The organism is Bifidobacterium eulemuris (assembly GCF_014898155.1).
Lineage (GTDB): Bacteria > Actinomycetota > Actinomycetes > Actinomycetales > Bifidobacteriaceae > Bifidobacterium > Bifidobacterium eulemuris.
Window position 1 is genome coordinate 569944 of the sequence record NZ_CP062938.1, and the last position, 21833, is coordinate 591776.

17 protein-coding genes are annotated in these 21833 nt (G+C 61.4%); 6 read left to right on the forward strand and 11 right to left on the reverse strand.

What is annotated here, in order from left to right; genetic code table 11:
• Positions 1–42 precede the first annotated feature (42 nt).
• From BE0216_RS02595 to BE0216_RS02620, 6 genes are all read right to left on the reverse strand, one after another.
• Complete coding sequence (locus BE0216_RS02595; RefSeq protein ID WP_072724049.1) at positions 43–1374, reverse strand: tyrosine-type recombinase/integrase; 1332 nt, start codon at positions 1372–1374, stop codon at positions 43–45.
• 426 nt (positions 1375–1800) lie between these two features.
• The gene (gene pyk / locus BE0216_RS02600) at positions 1801–3243 is read right to left on the reverse strand and encodes a pyruvate kinase (protein WP_094636090.1); all 1443 of its coding nucleotides are present in this window, start codon (positions 3241–3243) and stop codon (positions 1801–1803) included.
• A 167-nt stretch (positions 3244–3410) separates the two neighbouring features.
• Entirely contained in the window at positions 3411–4397 is a 987-nt protein-coding gene (locus tag BE0216_RS02605; protein WP_094636089.1) for a TerC family protein, read from the reverse strand.
• Between the two features lie 128 nt (positions 4398–4525).
• Entirely contained in the window at positions 4526–6637 is a 2112-nt protein-coding gene (uvrB, locus tag BE0216_RS02610) for an excinuclease ABC subunit UvrB (RefSeq protein ID WP_094636088.1), read from the reverse strand.
• A gap of 22 nt (positions 6638–6659) precedes the next feature.
• Positions 6660–7844, reverse strand: coding sequence for a sensor histidine kinase (locus tag BE0216_RS02615; RefSeq protein ID WP_094636087.1), 1185 nt, complete (start codon positions 7842–7844; stop codon positions 6660–6662).
• 29 nt (positions 7845–7873) lie between these two features.
• Positions 7874–8545: a response regulator transcription factor gene (locus tag BE0216_RS02620; RefSeq protein WP_226805678.1), complete on the reverse strand. Its 672-nt coding sequence runs from the start codon at positions 8543–8545 to the stop codon at positions 7874–7876.
• 556 nt (positions 8546–9101) lie between these two features.
• Here BE0216_RS02620 and BE0216_RS02625 point away from each other — a divergent pair.
• Both BE0216_RS02625 and BE0216_RS02630 read left to right on the forward strand, forming a co-directional pair.
• Positions 9102–10661: a hypothetical protein gene (locus BE0216_RS02625; RefSeq protein ID WP_226805679.1), complete on the forward strand. Its 1560-nt coding sequence runs from the start codon at positions 9102–9104 to the stop codon at positions 10659–10661.
• A gap of 45 nt (positions 10662–10706) precedes the next feature.
• Positions 10707–11390: an ATP-binding cassette domain-containing protein gene (locus tag BE0216_RS02630; protein ID WP_094636085.1), complete on the forward strand. Its 684-nt coding sequence runs from the start codon at positions 10707–10709 to the stop codon at positions 11388–11390.
• On the opposite strand, the gene coaE is transcribed toward BE0216_RS02630, so the two are convergent.
• From coaE to BE0216_RS02645, 3 genes are all read right to left on the reverse strand, one after another.
• On the reverse strand, positions 11380–12024 hold the full coding sequence (coaE, locus tag BE0216_RS02635) for a dephospho-CoA kinase (RefSeq protein ID WP_094636084.1): 645 nt from the start codon (positions 12022–12024) through the stop codon (positions 11380–11382). The genes BE0216_RS02630 and coaE overlap by 11 nt on opposite strands.
• Positions 12025–12112: 88 nt before the next feature.
• The gene (rpsA, locus tag BE0216_RS02640; protein ID WP_094636083.1) at positions 12113–13591 is read right to left on the reverse strand and encodes a 30S ribosomal protein S1; all 1479 of its coding nucleotides are present in this window, start codon (positions 13589–13591) and stop codon (positions 12113–12115) included.
• Between the two features lie 361 nt (positions 13592–13952).
• A complete protein-coding gene (locus BE0216_RS02645) occupies positions 13953–14825 on the reverse strand; it encodes a bifunctional methylenetetrahydrofolate dehydrogenase/methenyltetrahydrofolate cyclohydrolase (RefSeq protein WP_094636082.1) in 873 nt (290 codons plus the stop codon).
• Positions 14826–14918: 93 nt separating this feature from the next.
• Here BE0216_RS02645 and BE0216_RS02650 point away from each other — a divergent pair, with 93 nt between their 5' ends.
• From BE0216_RS02650 to BE0216_RS02660, 3 genes are all read left to right on the forward strand, one after another.
• Complete coding sequence (locus tag BE0216_RS02650; protein WP_404801819.1) at positions 14919–16085, forward strand: metal ABC transporter solute-binding protein, Zn/Mn family; 1167 nt, start codon at positions 14919–14921, stop codon at positions 16083–16085.
• A 133-nt stretch (positions 16086–16218) separates the two neighbouring features.
• The gene (locus tag BE0216_RS02655; RefSeq protein ID WP_094636081.1) at positions 16219–17142 is read left to right on the forward strand and encodes an ABC transporter ATP-binding protein; all 924 of its coding nucleotides are present in this window, start codon (positions 16219–16221) and stop codon (positions 17140–17142) included.
• Positions 17139–17975, forward strand: a complete 837-nt coding sequence (locus BE0216_RS02660; RefSeq protein ID WP_094636080.1) for a metal ABC transporter permease — start codon at positions 17139–17141, stop codon at positions 17973–17975. The genes BE0216_RS02655 and BE0216_RS02660 overlap by 4 nt, the downstream gene beginning before the upstream one ends.
• 179 nt (positions 17976–18154) lie before the next feature.
• Here BE0216_RS02660 and ispF read toward each other — a convergent pair whose 3' ends face one another.
• Positions 18155–18646, reverse strand: a complete 492-nt coding sequence (gene ispF / locus BE0216_RS02665; protein WP_094636079.1) for a 2-C-methyl-D-erythritol 2,4-cyclodiphosphate synthase — start codon at positions 18644–18646, stop codon at positions 18155–18157.
• A gap of 186 nt (positions 18647–18832) precedes the next feature.
• Positions 18833–19426: a CarD family transcriptional regulator gene (locus BE0216_RS02670; protein WP_094636430.1), complete on the reverse strand. Its 594-nt coding sequence runs from the start codon at positions 19424–19426 to the stop codon at positions 18833–18835.
• Positions 19427–19577: 151 nt separating this feature from the next.
• Between BE0216_RS02670 and glgB the strand changes: the two genes are divergently transcribed.
• Entirely contained in the window at positions 19578–21833 is a 2256-nt protein-coding gene (gene glgB / locus BE0216_RS02675) for a 1,4-alpha-glucan branching protein GlgB (protein WP_094636078.1), read from the forward strand.

Below are 21833 nucleotides of genomic sequence, written 5' to 3' on the forward strand. Positions count from 1 at the left end.
CTTTCATGCAATCCATAATGCGTGAAATCATGCATTATGAAATCAGGCGCTGATGCTCATTTCATGGCGCACCTTGACCAGGAACGTCTGGAGCCTCCGCATTTCGATTTCGGTGCTCTTTATCAGATCCTCATAGGGATTGCCCTCGGCATTCTGCGCGGGCCGCATATAATCGGCCGCGAGCAGATTAACCATCTCATCACGATGCTCGGCCACCAGGCGCTGATAATGCTTAATCGCGACTCTTTCGCTGGTATGCCCCAGCTGCTCCATCACCTCCCGCAAGGTCGCCCCTTTGAGCATCAGCATCGTGGCATGCGAGGCGCGAAGCGTATGCGGAGTGATGTCCGGCCTGCCGGCAACCTCTTTCGCTTTATCGAATTGCTTCCGTAGAGTGTTCGGCCCGAGAACTCTTGTCCGCTTCGGCACGAACACCTGGGAATCCGGATTATCGAGATTGCAAAAGGTCTTTAGATGCCGTTCGATGACCCAAACCAGGCTATCGGGGATAGGCACTGTCCTGACGCTGGATTTTGTTTTGGCCGGGGATAGCCGCATCGATCCGAGATCGTCAGGCCCTCTGTTAACGGAATGTCGAACATTTAGTTTGCGATTGACGAGATCGATGTCTTTGACTCGCAAAGCGCAGACCTCGCCCCATCGCAGGCCTCCCACAAGAGCGGCCAGAAGCACGGATAGCTGCGTATAGTCCGGCATGGCGTCGTAGAGCGCCTGCAACTCCTGCGGAGTGACAGGTGGGATGCCTTCTCTGCTTGATTCCGGTGCAGGAGGCACGGGAAAGATGAAGGGATTATCCTCTCTCAGGGGCGCGGTCCCGTCCAGCTGCTCCATCGTCGCGGATCGGAAAATTGATTTCAGTCTCTGGCATGAGCGGTGGAATGCCCAGGGCCCCTCCGGGTGCGGTGAGTCAAGCCATTTCTTGATATCCGCCGGCGTGATGTCTTTAAGCAGTTTGTCCTGAAAGACTGGAAGAAAGTGCCCGATGTCGGCGCGGATGTTTCTGCGCGTGCTTCCCGCTATCGGCTGCCCATTGGAAAGGCGATAGTTTTGGAACCATATCTCAACGTAATCGCCGAACTTGATTCGTCGGCGCTTCTCTATTTGTTCTCTTTCCGTCGGATGTACCCAGGTCTCGATGCCTTTGCGATGCATGGTGACCAACCAGTGTTCCTGGTCTAGCCATCGCTGTGCCTCGGCGCGAAGCTCTGGTTTGAACTGTCTCTGGACTTTTCGGCTATCAATCGGACTGGTGTAGCGCGCCTGCCATCCGATCAGATCGCCTTGCTTGTCGTATCTGGCAATGATGGTGCCAAATTTGCTGCGTCGCGACTGTGTTTGGTTGAGAGCTGCCATAGCTATGCCTCCTTGTAAAACGCACGTTGTTGTGCGTTGAAGGCAGATTAATTTTGGAATGATGCACTTATCTGTGCATCTTCGCTTGCAGATGAGGCACACAAAAGAATGCCTGCAATCGCAGCGACCATAACGGGCGTAATACCGGGAAGAGGTACCAACACCTCTTCTTTTTCCATGCTTTGGCTATTCCCCACCGGGGGCACGACTTGGACGTCGTCGATTTCGCAGTTCAACGAACCGTGTGCGAAATCGGCGACGTTTTTCTTTTCCGAAACGTCGTGGATTTCGCACATCATCCGTCGAAGTGCGAAATCCACGACGGCTGGCCGGTACCGGCATTCGCCGGATACGCGTGTGGCCCCGTCCGACGAATCGGACGGGGCCACACGATTAGGGATGTATCACGTCAGACGGCGTTCGCAATCAGTCGCAGGCGCCGACGGTGTGCACGTAGATGGAGTCGGTGCTGCCCGGCTTGTGGTCGCCCTGGGCGGAGCTCAGCACGACGATCTTGTCGCCATCGGACACCTTGCCGGCGGCGCGCAGGATCTTGTCGGTGAAGATCATGAGCTCCTTGCGGGACTTGTCGTGGTAGTCCTCCTCGACCAGGAACGCCTCGGTGCCCCAGCTCAGAGCCAGCCAGTGGTAGGTGTGCTCCTTGTTGGTCAGGCCGTAGATCGGGGTGGCCGGACGCTCGCGGGAGACGCGGTGCACGGTGGAGCCGGTCTGGGTGTAGGCGACGATGGCCTTGGCGTTGAGCTTGTCGGCCAGGTCGACGGCGGCGGAGGACACGGCGCCGGTGGACGACATGTCGAGGTTCTTGAGCTCCGGGATGCGGTCGAAGCCGTGCTCGGTGGCGTAGCCGGAGATGCGGCCCATCGTGTCGACGGTCACAGCCGGGTACTTGCCGACGGCGGTCTCGTTGGAGGTCATGGTGGCGTCGGCGCCGTCAAGCACGGCGTTGGCGCAGTCGGAGGCCTCGGCGCGGGTCGGCACCGGGGAGTTGACCATGGAGCCGAGCACCTCGGTGGCGACGATCACGGGCTTGGCATACTGACGGGCCAGCTCGATGCAGCGCTTGGTGGCCAGCGGCACCTCTTCGAGCGGGCACTCGACGGCCATATCGCCACGGGCGACCATGATGCCGTCGAAGGCCTTGACGATCTCTTCGAGGTTCTCGAGGGCCTGCGGCTTCTCGATCTTGGCGACGATCGGGATGCGGCGGCCTTCCTCGTCCATGATCTCGTGGGCGCGGTCGATGTCGGTGGCGAAACGCACGAAGGACATGGCGATGATGTCGGCGCCGGTCTGGATGGCCCAGCGCAGGTCCTCCTCGTCCTTCTCGGTCAGCGCCGGCAGGGAGACGGCGACGCCGGGCAGGTTGATGCCCTTGTGGGAGGAGACGGGGCCGGCCACGATGACCTTGGTGTGCACGTTGTTGCCCTCGACCTTGGTGACCTCGAGACGGACCTTGCCGTCGTCGATGAGGATCGGGTCGCCCGGATGGCAGTCGCCCGGCAGTCCCTTGAAGGTGGTGGAGGTGATGGTCTCATCGCCCTCGACGTCGTCGGTGGTGATGATGAACTCCTGGCCTTCGGTCAGATGGATCTTGTCCTCGCCCTCGGCGTTCTTCTTGAACCATCCGCAGCGGATCTTCGGGCCCTGCAGGTCGACCAGGGCGGCCACGTTGCGGCCGGTGGACTTGGAGGCCTCGCGGATGTTGTTGTAGACGCGGAGGTGGTCCTCGGGGGTGCCGTGGGAGCGGTTCAGACGAGCGACGTCCATACCGGCTTCGACGAGCTTGGTGAGGTTCTCGAGGGATTCGGTAGCGGGACCGATGGTATCTACAATCTTGGCTTTACGCATGCATGCCTGCCTATTCTTGAATTGGTTCCGGGGCGGTGCCGCCCCACTTGCCAAGTCCCCAGTCTACCCGTTGTCCCACGGCGAGACAACGCTTTCGACCGGGTGTGTTGTGAGCGCTCACAATCGCATGGAACGGCGATATTGAGGCCGTCTGGCGGGGTATGCGCTCAGGCCTTGGGCGCCGATTCGAGCGACTTCATCTTGACCACGCTGGCCAGGGCCGCGCCGCCGATGGCGACGACGATCACGCCCAGCGACAGCCACGTCGGCACCTCGGGCACCCAGTGGACGCCTTCGCCGCCGTTGATGAACGGCAGGGTGTTGCCGTGCAGCGCCTCCATAATGAGCTTGACGCCGATGAAGCCCAGCACGATCGACAGGCCGACGGGCAGATAGACGAGCTTGTCGAGCAGCGCGCCGAGCAGGAAGTACAGCTGCTGCAGACCCAGCAGGGCGAACACGTTCGAGGTGAATACGAGGAAGGGATCCTTGGTCAGGCCGAAGATGGCGGGGATCGAATCGAAGGCGAACATCACGTCGGTGGTGCCGATGGTGAGGAACACGATCAGCATCGGGGTCCAGTAGCGCACGCCGTTCTTGGTGGTGCGCAGCTTCTCGCCGTCGTATTCGTCCGAGATCTTGATCACCTTGCGCAGGGTGCGGATCACGCCGTTCTCGTGGTATTCCTCATCCTCGTCCTTGCCGGTGACCAGGCTGATGGCCGTGTAGATGAGGAACGCACCGAACAGGAAGAACACCCAGGTGAACCGGGAGATCAGCGCGGCGCCGATCAGGATGAAGATGCCGCGGAACACCAGCGCGATGGTGATGCCGACGCTGAGCACGTACTTCTGCAGATGCTTGGGCACCGCGAAATTCGACATGATGATGACGAACACGAACAGGTTGTCGATGGACAGACTGTATTCGGTCAGCCAGCCGGAATAGAACTCGATGGCCGGCTTGGAACCGGCGAAGAACCAGATGCAGCCGCCGAAGATCAGGGCCATCACCACGAAGAAGGCGATATGCTGCACGCATTCCTTGGTGGAGGGCACATGCGGCCTGCGGCCGATCACGAACAGATCGACGATGAAGAACAGCGCGAGCACCACGAAGGTGACGATTTCAAATGCAAGAGGGGTTTCAGCCATGAGACACCAGTGTAAGGAAAGCATGTGACGGACGGGAAACCGCGGTCATATGCCGTCGAGTACGGGCATCGTCGGCATCGGCCTCACCGCAGAATCCGCGCAGAAAGTCGGCGCGCGGCAAATCGCGGCTACTTCTGGGCTTCGGTGAGCTGGCGCAGCTCCTTCTTCAGATCGCGGATCTCGTCGCGTAGGCGCGCGGCGAGCTCGAACTGCAATTGTTCGGCCGCCGTGTGCATCTGCTCGCTGAGCTGGCGGATGAGGTTGGCGAGATCCTGCGCGGGGAGCCCCGCCTTGAGAATCTCCTCGTGGCGTTTGCCGGCCTCGTCCTTGTCGAGCGTGGGCACGCCCAGATGCGTGTTGCCGGTCTTGCCCGCGTTGCGGTAGCCGCCCTCCAGCAGGGTCTGGGTGTCCACATCCTCTTTGGCGAGCATGTCGTTGACGTCGCTGATCTTCTTGATCAGCGGCTTGGGGTCGATGCCGTGCTCCGTGTTGTAGGCGATCTGCTTGTCGCGGCGGCGGTTCGTCTCGTCGATGGCTTTGCGCATGGCGTCGGTCACATCGTCGGCGTACATGATCACCGTGCCGTCCACGTTGCGGGCCGCGCGGCCGATCGTCTGGATGAGGGAACGGTAGGAGCGCAGGAATCCCTCCTTGTCCGCGTCGAGGATCGCCACCAGCGACACTTCGGGCAGGTCGAGGCCCTCGCGCAGCAGGTTGATGCCGACGATCACGTCGATCACGCCCTCGCGCAGCTCGCGCAGCAGCTCCACGCGCCGCAGGGTGTCCACGTCGGAATGCAGGTATTCGACCTTGATGCCACGTTCGAGCAGATAGTCGGTCAGATCCTCGGCCATCTTCTTGGTCAGCGTCGTCACCAGCGCGCGTTCGTTCCGCGCCACGCGCTCCTTGATCTCGGCCAGCAGGTCGTCGATCTGCCCCTCCACCGGACGCACGTCGATTTTGGGATCGACCAGACCGGTGGGGCGGATGATCTGTTCGACCACGCCGTCGCTCAATCCCATCTCATAGTCGCCCGGCGTGGCCGACAGGTACACGGTCTGGCCGACGCGCTCGAGGAATTCGGGCCATTTCAAAGGCCGGTTGTCCATCGCGGAGGGCAGGCGGAATCCATGCTCGACCAGGGTCCTCTTTCGTGAGGCGTCGCCTTCGTACATCGCGCCGATCTGCGGCACCGTCACATGCGATTCGTCGATGACAAGCAGAAAATCGTCGGGGAAGAAGTCGAGCAGCGTGTGTGGCGGCGTGCCCGGCTCACGTCCGTCGAAATGCCGCGAATAGTTCTCCACGCCGGAGCACACGCCCACTTGGGTGAGCATCTCCAGATCGTAGGTGGTGCGCATGCTCAGACGCTGCGCCTCCAACTCCTTGCCCTGTTTCTTCAGCTCGGCCACACGCTCGTCGAGCTCCTCGCGGATGGTGCCGAGCGCGCGCTCCATGCGGGCGGGACCGGCCACGTAATGCGAGGCGGGGAAGATATGCACCTCGTCCACATGCGCGATCTCGTCGCCGGTGAGCGGATGCAGGGTGGAGATGCGGTCGATCTCGTCGCCGAAGAATTCGATGCGCACGGCGAGCTCCTCGTAGACGGGGATGATCTCGACGGTATCGCCGCGTACGCGGAAGGTGCCGCGGGTGAAGGCGATGTCGTTGCGCTTGTACTGCATGGCGACGAATTGCCGCAGCAGCTGGTCGCGGTCGATCTGCTGGCCCTCGCGCAAGAACAGCATGCGTCCGGCGTATTCCTCGGGCGTGCCGAGGCCGTAGATGCAGGAGACGGTGGCCACGACCACGCAGTCGCGCCGGGTGAGCAGATTCGCGGTGGCGGCGTGGCGCAGACGCTCCACGTCGTCGTTGATATTGGAGTCTTTTTCGATATAGGTGTCGGTCTGCGGAATATACGCTTCGGGCTGGTAATAGTCGTAGTAGCTCACGAAGTAGCTCACGGCGTTGTCGGGCATGAGCTCGCGGAATTCGGCGCACAGCTGCGCGGCCAACGTCTTGTTCGGCTCGATGATCAGGGTCGGGCGCTGGAGTTTTTCGATCAGCCATGCGGTGGTGGCGGTTTTGCCGGTGCCGGTGGCGCCCATCAGCACCACGTCGTTCTCGCCGTTCTCCAGACGCTCGGCGAGCTCCTCGATGGCGGCCGGCTGATCGCCGGACGGACGGTACGGCGATTTGACGACGACCGGCTTGTTCGTGCGCTCGATATTGAATCCCATAGTCGTGACCTCCTGTCCCATCCTACGGCACGGTATGAGATAACGGGATTTTCGCCGAGAGGCTCCAATACCCTTCCTCATCGCGGATACGCACCGTTCCGCCTTGTTCCTCGATGAGCTGACGCAAGTGGGGCAAACCGAATCCCATGCCCAAAGCCGTTGGCTCCGAGGACGGGCATCGATCCGCCGCCGGAGCATCGGCGACGGACACATGCGCGTAATCGCCGTTCGCGGACACCGCGACCACATACCCCCGTTCGGGATCCGCATGTTTCGAGATATTCGCGAAGATCTCCCGCAACAGCGTATGCAGCAATCGCATCGTCGCCTCATCCACACGATTCAGGTCAACAGGTGAATCCACCATGATGGTTTCACCGTGAAACCCCAGTGCGGACAATTCTTTTCGACGCCGGTCGAGTTCGTCGTTCATCCATGCGAAGGCATCGCATGAGGTCCGTTCCTTGGTGGGCTCCGTCTTAAGCCGATCCGAATCCAAACGAGAGACGTCATCGTCCGCAAGCACCGCAATGACCTCATGCGTCTGGTCTAAGGCCCGTTGCGCGACCTCACGCATCAGCGATAAGTCAGAAATCCCCATATCCGTATGTCGCTCGGCCAGAAGTTTGTCAATGCACATGATCAGATAGGACAGGTCATTGGTCGTCGAATCATGCAGACGGGCCGCTAGTTCCAATGATTCCAAACGACGGCGATCGTCCGCAGCCCACTGCCGTTCGCGATGCAGCCATTTCAGCGCGACGCCGATCCCCACGCATGCGACGCTCGGCATGATGATCCAAGGCAACGAACGCGCAAGATCCGACGACAAGGAACGTCCCGTCACTCCGCTTTGCCATGTCAACTGTGCGATACGAGACACCGTCACCGCCGCCGCCAGCGTCATCCCCCACCATGCACGGTGATAGGAGAGCGTGACCAACGGCAATACGATGAGCAGGCTAAGCCCCATGGAGAGATTCACCGGCATCGGAAAGACGACGCACCAGACAATCCCTAAAGCTATGCTTCCACCAATCGGCTTCGCCGCGCAAACCAGCAGCATGACGGCGAAAACAAGCGCTATAGGCAGCGTCCGCATACCTCCAACCGAATCGGCGAACGATTCCAAAGCCGCGTCAACAAACACCAGCAAGGAGCATGCGATCGCCGCGGCCTTCCACACTATGCCGGATTCAGCCTCCATTGATGGTCCTTCCACACGAACACCTGCGATCACAGGAGATGGTACCGGTCGCAGTATTCAAGAAGTTCGCTTCGTCTCGTCACGCCGACCTTGCGCATGGCGCGTTTCACATGGCTGTATACCGTCTCGACATTAACTCCCAGACGCCGGGCTATCTGGACGGTGGACGCATGATGCCCGTAGAGACGTAAAACGGCCAGTTCCCGATCGGAGAACGACGCCTGACCGCCGGCATTCACATCGACACGCATCAACCGGCAGGCATCGGTAGCGGTATGAAATCCCCAATCCGCGGGATATACCCCTCCATCGGCCACCGCTTTGACCGCAGAGCCGATCGTTGAGGCGAAATCCCTTTTGGACACCATTGCCTGAGCCCCACAACGCACGACGTCGTCGCGATACATCTTCGCATCATATGAGGTGACGATGATGATTCCCATCGACGAGTCGCGACGCCGAAGACGTTCCGACAGTTGCAATCCATTCAACCCGTCCATCATAAGATCGCAGACAAGAACATCCGGCTTGTTCGAATCGAACAGACACCTTTCCAACGCCAGACTCGGGTTATCCGTGTTCCACAACACCTTGGATCCAGGCACCTGCCTGCCTATGAGCAACGTCATCATATCCGCAGAACAGCGATCATTATCCACCACCGCGATCCCGACCGAACCCATGGTCTGATTCCCCGCCATGCGACTCCCCCATTCCCACGACCTGTCGACGGCTGTCACACTACCATGACGTTTTCCGTCACACCAAGTTCCCGATCAAAAAACCAAACCCTATCGTGGTGTTCGCCATCGGTATCACGACGCACGACGCGCCGATAAGCAGAGGAGGCATCATCCGATGCATTGGACCTACAAAATCGCGAGCATATTGGCTCTGGCACTTATTGTCGTCACCGGCGGGCTCTACGCGCAGAATTGCGAGGAGACCTATCCGTCAGGGCCTCAGCAGGACATCATCATCTCGAACACTCACAACGGAACGTTGTCGCAGTTGCTGAATATCGCCGCCTCCCATCGCACCATGATCGCCCGTTACACATTCGAGCCCAGCGGGCATGGCGGCAACGAGCGCGTGATCTCCGTATTCGGTTCAACGGATGATGGTGCGGATTTCGCCGCCGACCAGCCATACCCCGATTACGGCTTCTCCATCCGCACACGTGTGAGGCAGGGAGACGACATGACCGACCCTCTTGGCCGTTGGCTGGTATACGGCGGCAAGAACGATGCCGAGGCCATGGTCAATGACGTGCGCGCCGCAGGCTTCGAGCTCGCCATATGCGATGGCGTCGATTTTCCTGTGCTGGTCAGCCGTTTCTTCTCCAATTCACTCGCGTCCATCGTCTTCGTGGGTTTCATTGTCGTCTTCGTTTCGGCGGCGTTATCGGCTTCCGTCTCCTCACGGATGTGCGCGATCCAATCGCTTCATGGTATGAATCAGCCGAATATCGTCATACGCCAGTCGCTCAGACATGCGGCGTTTTTCTTCGGATGCTCGCTCACCGGCTGGTTCGCTTGGGCCGTTCTCGGCTTGATATTCTGGCCTTCCGCCTCTCCCTTCGGTTTTGCCGGTCGGATGCTGTTGTCCATTATGGCGATATCCGCCGGTGTTTGCCTGATACTGACCTCACTGGCCATCGCCATGGTACGTATCATGGTTCCTCACGCCCTTGCCTTGCTGAAAGGTCGTCGCCCCATGAGGTTCCTTATGGCCGTCAGCTGCATCGGAGCCGTCACGCTGCTCTGTCTCGTCAACGCCAGTGCTGGGACGTCCCTCTCCAAATTGGAGCAGGCTCAGGCTTCAGCCAAATCCTTGAAGCAGTCGCAATCCTCATCGCGCGGCCTCCAATTGCAATTGTGGTACGTCAGCGATCAGACACGAACGACCTACATGCCCAACTGGAATGGTTTCATCAAACAATCCACCGACGCGGAACGCATACGGTTCTCCTCATTGGATGAGACATGCACATGGGTGGATGCCTCAGGAGAGTCCGCGTGCATCATCATGGATCCCCAGACGGCCGTCCAACAACATCTCATGACGTCGGCATCATCAGGCGGTTCAATCACCGTTCTCTTGCCCAGCGACGGCCAATGGGACACCGGCACGCTGACCGACAATGTGCTCACCACGTACGCATTACAGCAGAGCCAAGCGATGCGCGAGGGCACGGCTCTGCCACCGCTGGACGCACGAGACGTTGTGGTCGATGTTCGCTCGCGAGACGGAGTTCCGACACCCTTCAACGCGGATGCCGATTATCCGCACGCGCCGGTCATTATTATGAGCGCCTCGCTGCTGAGCGGAGATGCGACCTCGGCCATGGTCTCCACCGGCGCGATGATATTCGACAATGTCACACGCCAGCAGATCATCACCGATCTTGACGACAGTGGAGCACGGCCTTTGGTGGCTTCGGTGGTGAACCGAAGCGACGAAATTCAAACTCGCCTGGCCAGAAACCTTCAGGAAATCGCGTTTTTCGCCACAACCGCCGTCATATCCTTCATCTGCGCGATCGGAAGCGGAATCATGGTGGCTTTGACCTTATGCACGCTTCGACGGCAATCCATGTTCGTGGAATACATACACGGGGCGTCAATATGTCTGCGATTCGGACCGGCGATGACGTTGGCTGTGGCGCTGTGTGCGCCGGCATGTCTGATATCGCCGTTTGTCGGCACCAGCATCATGCTTTCGTTATCCATCACCGTGATGTTCGCCCTCGCCTTGTTGGCCACGACCGTCGCCTACGATTCACGGCTTCGCGCGGACAGCATCAAGCATCCGTAAACCAACACAGAATCCGTCCCATTCCGACTCACAAAGGAGCATCCAATGACCTCACCAACAACTCTTGACGCCACGGCAACCGATCACAATGTCGTCCCATCGTTGGACACCCATAACCTTGGCAAAAGCATGGGCGGACGAACGCTATGGTCGAATCTGAACCTCCGGTTCCAGCCGGGAGAACTGACCGCCCTCACCGGCGAAAGCGGCTGCGGCAAAACCACATTGCTCAATATTCTGGGATTGCTGGAGCCTCCAAGCTCCGGAACGATCACCTATGGAGGCCAATCCCTCACCGGCGCCTCTCCAAGAACGGCGCGTCTCATGCACCGCCACACCATGGGGTTCATGTTTCAGAACTACGCCTTGGTGGAACAATGGACCGTCAAAAGGAATCTGACGCTGGCGCTACGCAGTATAGGCATTGCGGCAGGCGGTCGATCCCAGCGTATCCGCAAAGCCCTGCGCAACGTGCATATGGAGGGGTATGGCGACCGGCTCGTCTACACGCTCAGCGGAGGCGAACAGCAACGGATAGCCATCGCACGGCTGCTCATCCGATCCCCACGCATTATTCTCGCCGACGAGCCGACCTCATCGCTTGACGTGGACAACCGTGCCATGGTCATGCATCATCTGCGCGCGTTCGCCGATGACGGCGCGATTGTGATATACACGACCCATAATCAGGAGGACGCGCATATCGCCGATCGCATCATCAAGCTGTAGTCTGTACGTACCATCGCGCGTACAGACCGTCAACCTGTTCGAGCATCCGTTCCAGCGACTGGGTGGAGTCAATCACCACGTCGGCGATGGCCTCGCGCTCAGCCCGGCTCGACTGGTGGCGGATGCGAGCCTCCGCCTGTTCGCGAGTCATGCCGCGCTCCCCCATCATGCGTGCGATCCGTAAGTCCTCGGGCGCCTCCACCGTGACGATATGGTCGAAATCGAACGGCATGGCGCCGATCACCTCGGCCAGCAACGGCACGTCGTGCACGATCACCAGCCGGCCCACGCCGCCTTTGGATTCATGCGCGCCGATGGCCTCGCGTTCCAATCGCTGTGATTCGGCGTAGATCAGCGGATGCTCGATCGCATCCAACCGCTCCCTCGCGCCCGGTTCGGCGTGCGCGCCGAACACATGGTCGGCCATCCACGCGCGATCCAACGTGCCGTCCGGGGCGATGGATTCAGGTCCGAATTCGCGCGCGATGCGGGCCAGTCCCACACTGCCCGGCTCCACCACCTTGCGAGCCAACGCGTCATCATCGATGATGAATGCCCCCAACTGGCGCAGTCTTGCGGCCACCGTGCTTTTGCCGGCGGCTATGCCGCCCGTCAATCCGACCCGTACCGTCATAGCTTCCCAACATACAAGAAACCCGACCCTTACGGGCCGGGTTTCTTCAGCGATTCATGCCATCAGACGCGTTGAACGCGCCTTGGGCTCACTTGTTCTCGCCGAGGAGCTGATCGCGCAGGGCGGCCAGCTGGTCGGAGTCGGCAAGCGTGCCGGTGGAAGAGGTCTCGGAGGAGTAGTTGGACACTTCCTCGACCTTCTCTTCCTTCGGGCCCTGGCCGTCGGCGGCTGCGGATTCGGCAGCGTTCTCCAGCTCCTTGGCCACAAACTCCTTGTGCTCCTCCCACAGATCGTGGGCGGCGGCGTACTGGGCTTCCCACTCCTCGCGCTGCTTCTCGTAACCGGCGATCCACTCGTTGGTCTCCGGGTCGAAGCCTTCGGGGTACTTGTAGTTGCCCTGCTCGTCGTACTCGGCCGGCATGCCGTACAGAGCCGGATCGAAGTCCTCGGAGGACGGGTCGACGGAGTCGTTGGCCTGCTTGAGGGACAGGGAGATGCGGCGACGATCGAGATCGACGTCGATCACCTTGACGAACACGGCCTCGCCCGGCTTGACCACGGTCTCCGGGTTCTCGACGTGACGGTTGGCGAGCTCGGAGATGTGCACCAGGCCCTCGATGCCGTCCTCGACGGAGATGAACACGCCGAACTGCACGATCTTGGTGACCTTGCCCTTGACGATCTGGCCGGGAACGTGGGTGCGGGCGAAGCGCTGCCACGGATCCTCCTGGGTCGCCTTGAGGGACAGGGAGATGCGCTCGCGATCGAGATCGACGTCCAGCACCTCGACGGTGACCTTGTCGCCGACCTTGACGACCTCGGACGGGTGGTCGATGTGCTTCCAGGACAGCTCGGAGACGTGGATGAGACCGTCGACGCCGCCGAGGTCCACGAACGCACCGAAGTTGACGATGGAGGACACGACGCCTTCGCGGATCTGGCCCTTCTTGAGCTGCGAGAGGAAGGTCTCGCGCACTTCGGACTGGGTCTCCTCGAGGTACTGGCGACGGGACAGGACCACGTTGTTGCGGTTCTTGTCGAGTTCGAGGATCTTGGCCTTGATCTTCTGGCCGATGTACGGGGAGAGGTCGCGGACGCGACGCATCTCGACCAGGGACGCCGGCAGGAAGCCACGCAGACCGATGTCCACGATGAGGCCGCCCTTGACGGCTTCGATGACGGTGCCTTCGACGATGCCGTCGGCTTCCTTGATCTTCTCGATGTCGCCCCAGGCGCGCTCGTACTGGGCGCGCTTCTTCGACAGGATCAGACGGCCTTCCTTGTCTTCCTTGGTGACGACAAGGGCCTCGATGGTGTCGCCGACCTCGACGACCTCGTCAGGATCGACGTCCTTCTTGATGGAAAGCTCACGGGAGGGGATCACACCCTCGGTCTTGTAGCCGATGTCCAGGAGGACCTCGTCGTGATCGATCTTGACGACCGTGCCCTCAACCAGATCACCATCATCGAAGTTCTTGATGGTGGAATCGACTGCCTTGATGAAGTCCTCTTCGGTGCCGATATCGTTGATCGCGACCTTGGTGACTTCAGTGTTGTTCTCTGCCATGTAAATATATGGTTTCTAATAGTTGGATGGATACTAATCGATGTTCAGTTATCATGAGCGCGCCCTAGCGGACACGCAAATATCAACGATACAGCCATCACTGCCCAAAAACCCTCAAAAATTTCGGGCGTGTCGCACGCACCTTCCCTCCAACGGAACGCAGGTAGAGACGCGAAAGAAGTGGGAGGGGCGGATATCCTTTTCTCGACCGTAAAGACTTGGCCCTCCCTCCAGCGGAATGCAGGTAGAGACGCAAAGGAGTGGACGGAGGCTGGTATGCGTTGCTCGACCGTAGGCTTGGCCGAACGGCCTTGAGTGTGTCGAGCGACGTATACCAGCCGTAGTCCACGGACCCACCGTCTTACTGACGTTCCGCCATTTCTACGACGTTCGCCAGCAGCATCGCACGCGTCATAGGCCCGACGCCGCCAGGATTGGGCGAATAGGCCGCCGCCTTGGCATAGCAGGCTTTGTCGATGTCGCCCTTGATGCGGTAACGTCCGGCTTCCTCGTCGAAGACGCGCGAGACGCCCACATCCATCAGGATCGCACCGTCCTTGATGTCTTCGGGTTTGACGAAGCCCGCGTTGCCCATGGCGGCGACGATCACGTCGGCGCGGCGCATGTGCCCGCGCACGTCTCGGGTGCCGGTGTGGCACAGGGTGACGGTGGCGTTGACGGCGTTGCGGGTGAGCATCAGTCCGATGGTGCGGCCGATGGTGATGCCGCGGCCGAGCACGCACACCTCTTTGCCGTTGAGGTCGATGTCGTAGGCGGCGAGCAGTTCGATGACTCCGCGCGGCGTGCAGGGCAGCGGTGTGGCGACGCCGCCCCGCACATGCAGCACGAGTTCGCCGAGATTGTAGGGATGCATGCCGTCGGCGTCCTTGGCCGGGTCGATGAGGTCGATGATCGCGTTCTCGTCGATGCCTTTGGGCAACGGCAGCTGCACGATGAAGCCGGTGCAGGCGGGATCCTCGTTGAGTTCGCGCACGGCGGCGGCGATGTCGTCGAAACTCGCGTCGGCGGGCAGTTCGCGTTTGATCGAACGGATGCCCACTTCGGCGCAGTCGGCGTGCTTGCCGGCCACGTATTTGACCGAGCCGGGATCCTCGCCCACCAGCAGCGTGCCCAGCCCAGGTTCGACGCCGCGGGCTTTCAGCCGTTCGACGCGCGCGGCCAGATCGGCTTTGATGGTCGCGGACACCGCCTTGCCGTCAAGTGTGATGGACATGCTCATTCCTTTCGATGCGGACGCTTCCTTCCGCTCGATAGGCTATCGTTAAGTGGAGTCAACGATGTTTCCCATGGATAAGAAGGCATCATGATGACGAAAGCGTTCAGGAACGGATTCACCCGCGTGATGGCCGTGGTCGCGGCCACCGCTATGCTGGCGGGCGGCGCGGCGTGCGGCACGACGGCCGCCGACCCGTCGTCGGGCGACCGCAACGCCTCCGAGGTGCCCACGCCCAACGCTCCGATTCAGGTGGTGGCGTCCGTCAACCAGTGGGGCGCACTGGCCGCGCAGATCGGCGGCGACGACGTGCAGGTCACCTCGATCCTCTCGTCAACCGCGGTGGACGCGCATGATTTCGAGCCGCAGACCGCTGATATGACGTCGCTGTCCACGGCGGATGTGGTGGTGGCCAACGGCGCCGGCTACGACTCGTGGGCCGCGAAGAACCTCGGCAAGAGCACGACGTTGGTTTCGGCGGCGCAGATGGTGGGGGCCATGGAGGGAGACAATCCCCATCTGTGGTTCTCGAGGGACGCGCGCATCGCCATGGCCGAGGAACTGGCCAATGAGTTCTCCAAACAGCGCCCCGAGCAGAAGGATGAGTTCGCGGCCCGGCTCAAAGAGTTCAAGGCTCAGGAACAGGAGCTCGACGACTGGATGTCGGATTGGATGTCCAGCTATACGAGCGGATCAGCGAAACCCACATATGCCGCCACCGAAGCGGTGGCCTACTATCTCATGTCGGATCTGGGATTCGAGGATCTGACGCCCGAGGGCTACGCGCAGGCCGCGGCGGCCGAGGGCGAGGTGGCCGCGGCCGATCTGCAGGATTTTCAGGAGCTGATCGAAAGCCGCGGCATCGATCTGCTGATCAACAACACGCAGTCGGCCTCGGATGCGACGAATATGCTCACCGGCACGGCGGGCCGTTCCGAAGTGCCGGTGGTCGACATCAGCGAGCAGATGCCCGAGGACGCCGAAACGCTGACCGATTGGATCTTTTCGCTGGTCAAGCAGATCGCCTCGGCGGTGGATCCCGAGTATGAAGGACTGCTGGAATGCGTCGCCGACGCCGATGGCACCACTGACGCCGGCACGCAGGATGGCGTTTCCGACGGCGCCGAGTCCGACGGCTCCGGCGATTCGTCATCCGTTTGCGGCACGGCTGGCTCGTCCGGTGACGATGCAGACGCCGGTGACGACGGTGATTCCGGCGATGCCTCGTCAACCGAGGGACAGACCGACCCGGGCAAGTGATTCCTCTAGACGCGAGTAGTTTCGAAGGGAAATCGCCCATCTTTCCGTCGTCTCACACCTCGCCCATAGCTGTGTCGGACGAACGACACCACTATTGAGAACGATTGTCAACATCATTTGCGATAATCGCTCCATGACCCACACCTCCAGCGACTGCATCGTGTTCCATGACGCCGCCATACGACGCGGCGGCACCACGATCTGGCAACACGGCACCTTCTCCATTCCCTCCGGCTCCGTCACGGCCATCGTCGGCACGAACGGCGCGGGCAAAACCACGATGATGCGTGCCGAGCTCGGCTTGCTGCCGCTCGCGGCCGGCTCCCTCACCGTGCTGGGAAAACCGGCCGGCGAGATGAACCATCGCATCGGCTACGTGCCGCAAAGCTACACCTCCGACGTCGATTCGAACCTCACCGCGATCCAATCCGTGCTGCTGGGACTCACCGGCACCCGCTTCGGCATCCATCCGGTGACCAAAGCCCAACGCGCCAAAGCCATGGAGGCCTTGGATTTCGTCGGTCTGTCCGACAAGGCGCGGCTGCGGCTCTCCCAGCTCTCGGGAGGATTGCGCCAGCGCGTCGCCATCGCGCAGGCCCTGGTATGCGACCCGGAGCTGCTGATGCTCGACGAGCCGCTCGCCAATCTCGATCTCGCTTCGCAGCAGGCCACCGTGCAGGTGCTCGCCAAACTCAACCGCGAACTCGGCATGACGATCCAAGTGGTGGCGCATGACCTCAATATGCTGCTGCCGATCCTCACCGGCGCTGTCTATCTGCTCGACGGACACCCCCACTACGCCGCGATGAACGAGGTGCTCGACTCCGATCTGCTCACGCATCTCTACGGCACGCAGGTGCAGGTGGTCACCACCCCGCAGGGCGATATGTTCGTCACCCCGTCGCCGGAGGGCGGCGCGACTCTCTCCGCCGACATGCATGAGGCGCACGAACTGGTCGGGCTGCACGACCACACGCACGCCGACGCGGACGGATCGCCCGGCTCTTCGACGACCGAAAACCTCACGGATTCCCAGGCAGGAGGGAAGCAGGCATGAGCGCCATCGATTTCTCATTCGACCCCGACTGGATGGACACGCTGAGTGCCCCGTTCATGACCAACGCGTTCCTGGCCGGCTTAGCCATCGCCGTGGCGGCCGGCGTGATGGGGTATTTCACCATCGCCCGCCGTTCCACCTTCGCGGCGCACGCGCTGGCACATATCGGTCTTCCCGGTGCCACCGGCGCGGTGTTGCTTGGACTGCCGGTGTCGCTGGGGCTCGGCGCATTCGCCTTGGGTGGCGCGCTGGTGATCGGCGCGCTTGGCCGACGCGTCTCCGAACGTGAGATCGCCACCGGCACCGTGCTCGCCTTCGCCACCGGCTTGGGCCTGTTCTTCGCGAGACTGTCGAGCTCGGCGTCCTCGCAGATGCAGTCGATTCTGTTCGGATCGATTCTGACCATCACCACCGAGCAGATCATCGGATTCGCCATCTTCGACGTGGTGCTGGTACTGGTACTGGCGGTGATCTACCGACCGCTGCTGTTCAGTTCGCTGGACGAGCAGGTGGCGCAGGCCAAAGGCGTGCCGATCGGCCTGATGAATGTGGCGTTCATGGCGATTATGGCCGGCGTGATCACCATCGCCGTGCCGGCCGTGGGCACGCTGCTGATCTTCGCGCTGGTGATCACGCCGGCGGCCAGCGCGAATATGGTCGCGTCCTCGCCGCTGGGCGCCATGATCGGCGCCAGCGTGATCTGTCTGGCCTCCATCTGGGGAGGCCTGGTGCTTTCCGCGATGTTCCCCGCTCCCCCGAGCTTCATCATCGTGACGCTCTCCACGCTGATTTGGGCGGTCATCAAAGCCGCACAATCATTCGCCGTCAGGTAACTGCGTTACCGGTAGTGGTTTTACGGTCTTGCGAAAGTCGATCTGCGTTAGCGGTAGTGCCGTCACGAGGCAACGGCATATATGAGCCGCGGAATACCAGGCTTGTTAGACGCGGTAAGGCCGATAGGGCACTACCGGTAACGCAGATCGATGTTCGCGAAGCCTCAAATCCACTACCGCTAACGCAGATTGTCTTCGTCCGGCGACGTCACCAAAGCGTTGGCGATGGCGGCGATGCCTTCGCCCGAGCCGGTGAAGCCCATATGGTCGGTGGTGGTGGCGGTGAGGGACACCGCGCATCCGATGGCCTCGGAAAGCGCGGCTTCGGCCTCGGCCCGCCGCGCCCCCACTTTCGGACGGTTGCCGACGACCACCACGGAGACACTGACGGGGACAAATCCCGACTCACGCAGATGGGCGACGGTTTCTCGCAACATGGGAACGCCATGCATGCCGACGCCTCGCGAGGCCGATCCCACGCCGAACAAGGAGCCGATATCCCCCAGGCCGGCCGCGGAAAGCAGCGCATCGATCAACGCATGGGCGGCGACGTCGCCGTCGGACTCCCCTTCGATGCCTTCGCCCTCCCAGAGCAGGCCGGCCAGCCATAGCTCGCGCCCAGTGCCCGGCTCGGCGAATCGGTGGGCGTCGAATCCTTGGCCTATGCGCATGTGAGATCCTTCGACTCGGCTCCGCCTCGCTCAGGATGACGGAGGAGGGTGGGTCCGCCTCATAAGGATGACGGAGAAGATGACCTCACCATCATTCAGAATGACGAAAGAGGGTGGGTTCGCCGTCCAGAGTGGCGGGATGATATGGAAAACCGCACGAGGCATGGCCTGCGTGCGGTTGGAACGTCACTTCTTCTTGGATTTCTTTTCGGCCTCGACGCGGGCCAGCGTGTCGGCGGCGGCCTCCTCGGGCTCCTTGGTGTGGTGCTTGTCGTCACCGGGCTCGGCGGGCGTGTAGCCGAGATTCACATCAAGCAGACGCTGCGCCTGCGGCTCCTCGAGCTCCTCCGAAAGCGCGATCTCAGAGGTGAGGATCGCGCGGGCCTTGGTCAGCATACGCTTCTCTCCGGCGGACAGACCATGCTCGTCGACATCGCGCTGGGCGAGGTCGCGCACCACTTCGGCGATTTTGTTGACGTCGCCGGTGGCGATCTTCTCAACATTCAGCTTGTAGCGACGAGACCAGTTCATCTCCTTCTCGATGATCGGGGTGCGCAGGATCTCGAACACCTTGGCCACCTCAGAGGCGGAGACGATGTCGCGCACACCCACCTTCTTGGCGTTGTCGACGGGAACGTTGATGACCAGACCGTCGGACGAAAGGACCGACAGCTGCAGATACTCGCGGGTCACGCCCTTAACCGTCCGCTCGGTGATGTCCTCGATCCTTGCCGCGCCATGACGCGGATAGACGACCATATCGCCGACCTTGTAACCCATGAATCCTCCGGTTTGCAGAACACACAAAACTCGAACAATCATGCCAGACGGTGTGGACCTCTCCTTTATACCCGAAAAAAATCCGAAAACACGAGGGGTTGCGACGCGCCAATGTCGCGTGTTCCGCCCACGCCCACGTAGACTTTGGGGCATGGCAAAAAACACGAAGATCAATGAAGATACCGTTGCAGTGCCAGTCAACCAGAGCAATCTGGATGCGGTCAGCAACGCCGAGTACTACAACCCCCACGCGATTCTCGGCGGCCACCTCGCCGAGGGCAGGCATGCGAACCAGACCACGGTGCGCGTGCTGCGCCCCCTGGCGAAAACCGTCACCATCGTGACCCAGGACGGAGAATACGAGGCCAACCATGAATACAACGGCGTGTTCATGGCCGTCGTGCCCTCCGTCGCCAACGAATACGGATTCGGCGTGCCCGACTATCGCGTGCGCGTCTCCTACGAGGACGGCACCGTCCTCACCCAGGACGATCCGTACCGCTACCTGCCCACGCTTGGCGAGATGGACACCTACCTCTTCGGCGAGGGCCGCCACGAGCGGCTCTGGGAGGCGTTGGGCGCGCGCGTCATCCGCTATGACGATCCGATGGGCGGCGCGGACGGCACGCCCGGCGAGCCCGTCGTCGGCACGTCGTTCAGCGTGTGGGCGCCGAACGCCCACGCCGTGCGCGTGATCGGCAACTTCAACTCGTGGGACGGCCGCCGCCACGCCATGCGCGCGCTCGGATCCTCCGGCGTGTGGGAGATCTTCATCCCCGGCGTCGGCGCGGGCGAGGTCTACAAGTACGAGATCCTCAACGCCAACTACGAGTGGATCCAGAAGGCCGACCCGATGGAGCGCAGCCACGAGATCCCGCCGGCGACCGGCTCCGTCGTGGCCGAGTCGACGCACGAATGGGGAGACGACGCGTGGATGGAGCGCCGCCGCACCACCGACCCGCACAACGGCCCCGTCTCGATCTACGAGATGCACGCCAACAGCTGGCGCACCGATGTGTCCAACTACCGTGAGCTGGCCGACAAGCTGGTGCCGTACATCGAGAAAATGGGCTTCACCCACGTGGAGTTCATGCCGCTGGCGGAGCATCCGTTCTCCGGTTCGTGGGGATACCAGGTGACCGGCTACTACGCGGTCGACTCGCGTCTGGGATCGCCCGACGACTTCAAGTACCTCGTCGACAAGCTGCACGAGGCGGGTATCGGCGTGATCATGGACTGGGTGCCCGCGCATTTCCCGAAGGACGCCTTCGCGCTGGGCCGCTTCGACGGCACGCCGCTGTATGAGGATCCGGACCCGACCCGCGGCGAGCATCCCGACTGGGGCACCTACATCTTCAACTTCGGCCGCCGTGAGGTGCGCAACTTCCTGGTGGCCAACGCCTGCTTCTGGCTGGGCGAATACCATGTGGACGCGCTGCGCGTGGACGCGGTGAGCTCGATGCTTTACCTCGACTACAGCCGCGAGGACGGCCAGTGGCATCCGAACATCTACGGCGGACGTGAGAACCTCGAGGCGATCGACTTCCTCAAGGAGGCGAACGCCACGGCCTACAAGAACAACCCCGGCGTGATGATGATCGCCGAGGAGTCCACCGCCTACCCGGGCATCACCGCGCCGACGAACGCGGGAGGCATCGGATTCGGCCTCAAGTGGAATATGGGCTGGATGCACGACACCCTCGCCTATCTGCACGAGGAGCCGATCAACCGCAAGTGGCACCACAACGAGATCACCTTCTCGATGGTGTACGCCTACTCCGAGCACTATGTGCTGCCGATCAGCCACGACGAGGTCGTGTACGGCAAGGGCGCGCTGTTCGGCAAGATGCCGGGCAACGACTGGCAGCGCTACGCCGGCGTGCGCGCGCTGTTCTCCTACCAGTGGGCGCATCCGGGCAAGAAGCTCACCTTCATGGGCAACGAGTTCGCCCAATACGGCGAGTGGAACCACAACACGTCCATCGACTGGGATTGCCTCAACTGGCGCGAGCATCAGGGCATCCAGGAGATGGTCGCCGACCTCAACGCCTTCTATAAGGACACGCCGGCGCTGTGGAGCCAGGATTTCACCTCGGACGGATTCCAGTGGCTCACCAGCGACGACGCCGACCACAACACGCTGAGCTTCCTGCGCCTGGGCAGTCAGGGCGAGGAGGTCGTCGTGGTCACCAACTTCTCCGGCGAGGCATGGCAGAACTATCAGGTTCCCCTGCCCCACGGCGGACGTTGGACGGAGGCGTTCACCACGGATGACCTGAAATACGGCGGATCCGACATCCATAACGGCACATTCGAGGCCACCGCAGGCGAGTACCACGCGCGACCCGCATCGGCACGTCTCACCATTCCGGCGTTGGGAACGGTATTCTTGAAGCCAGTAGACTGA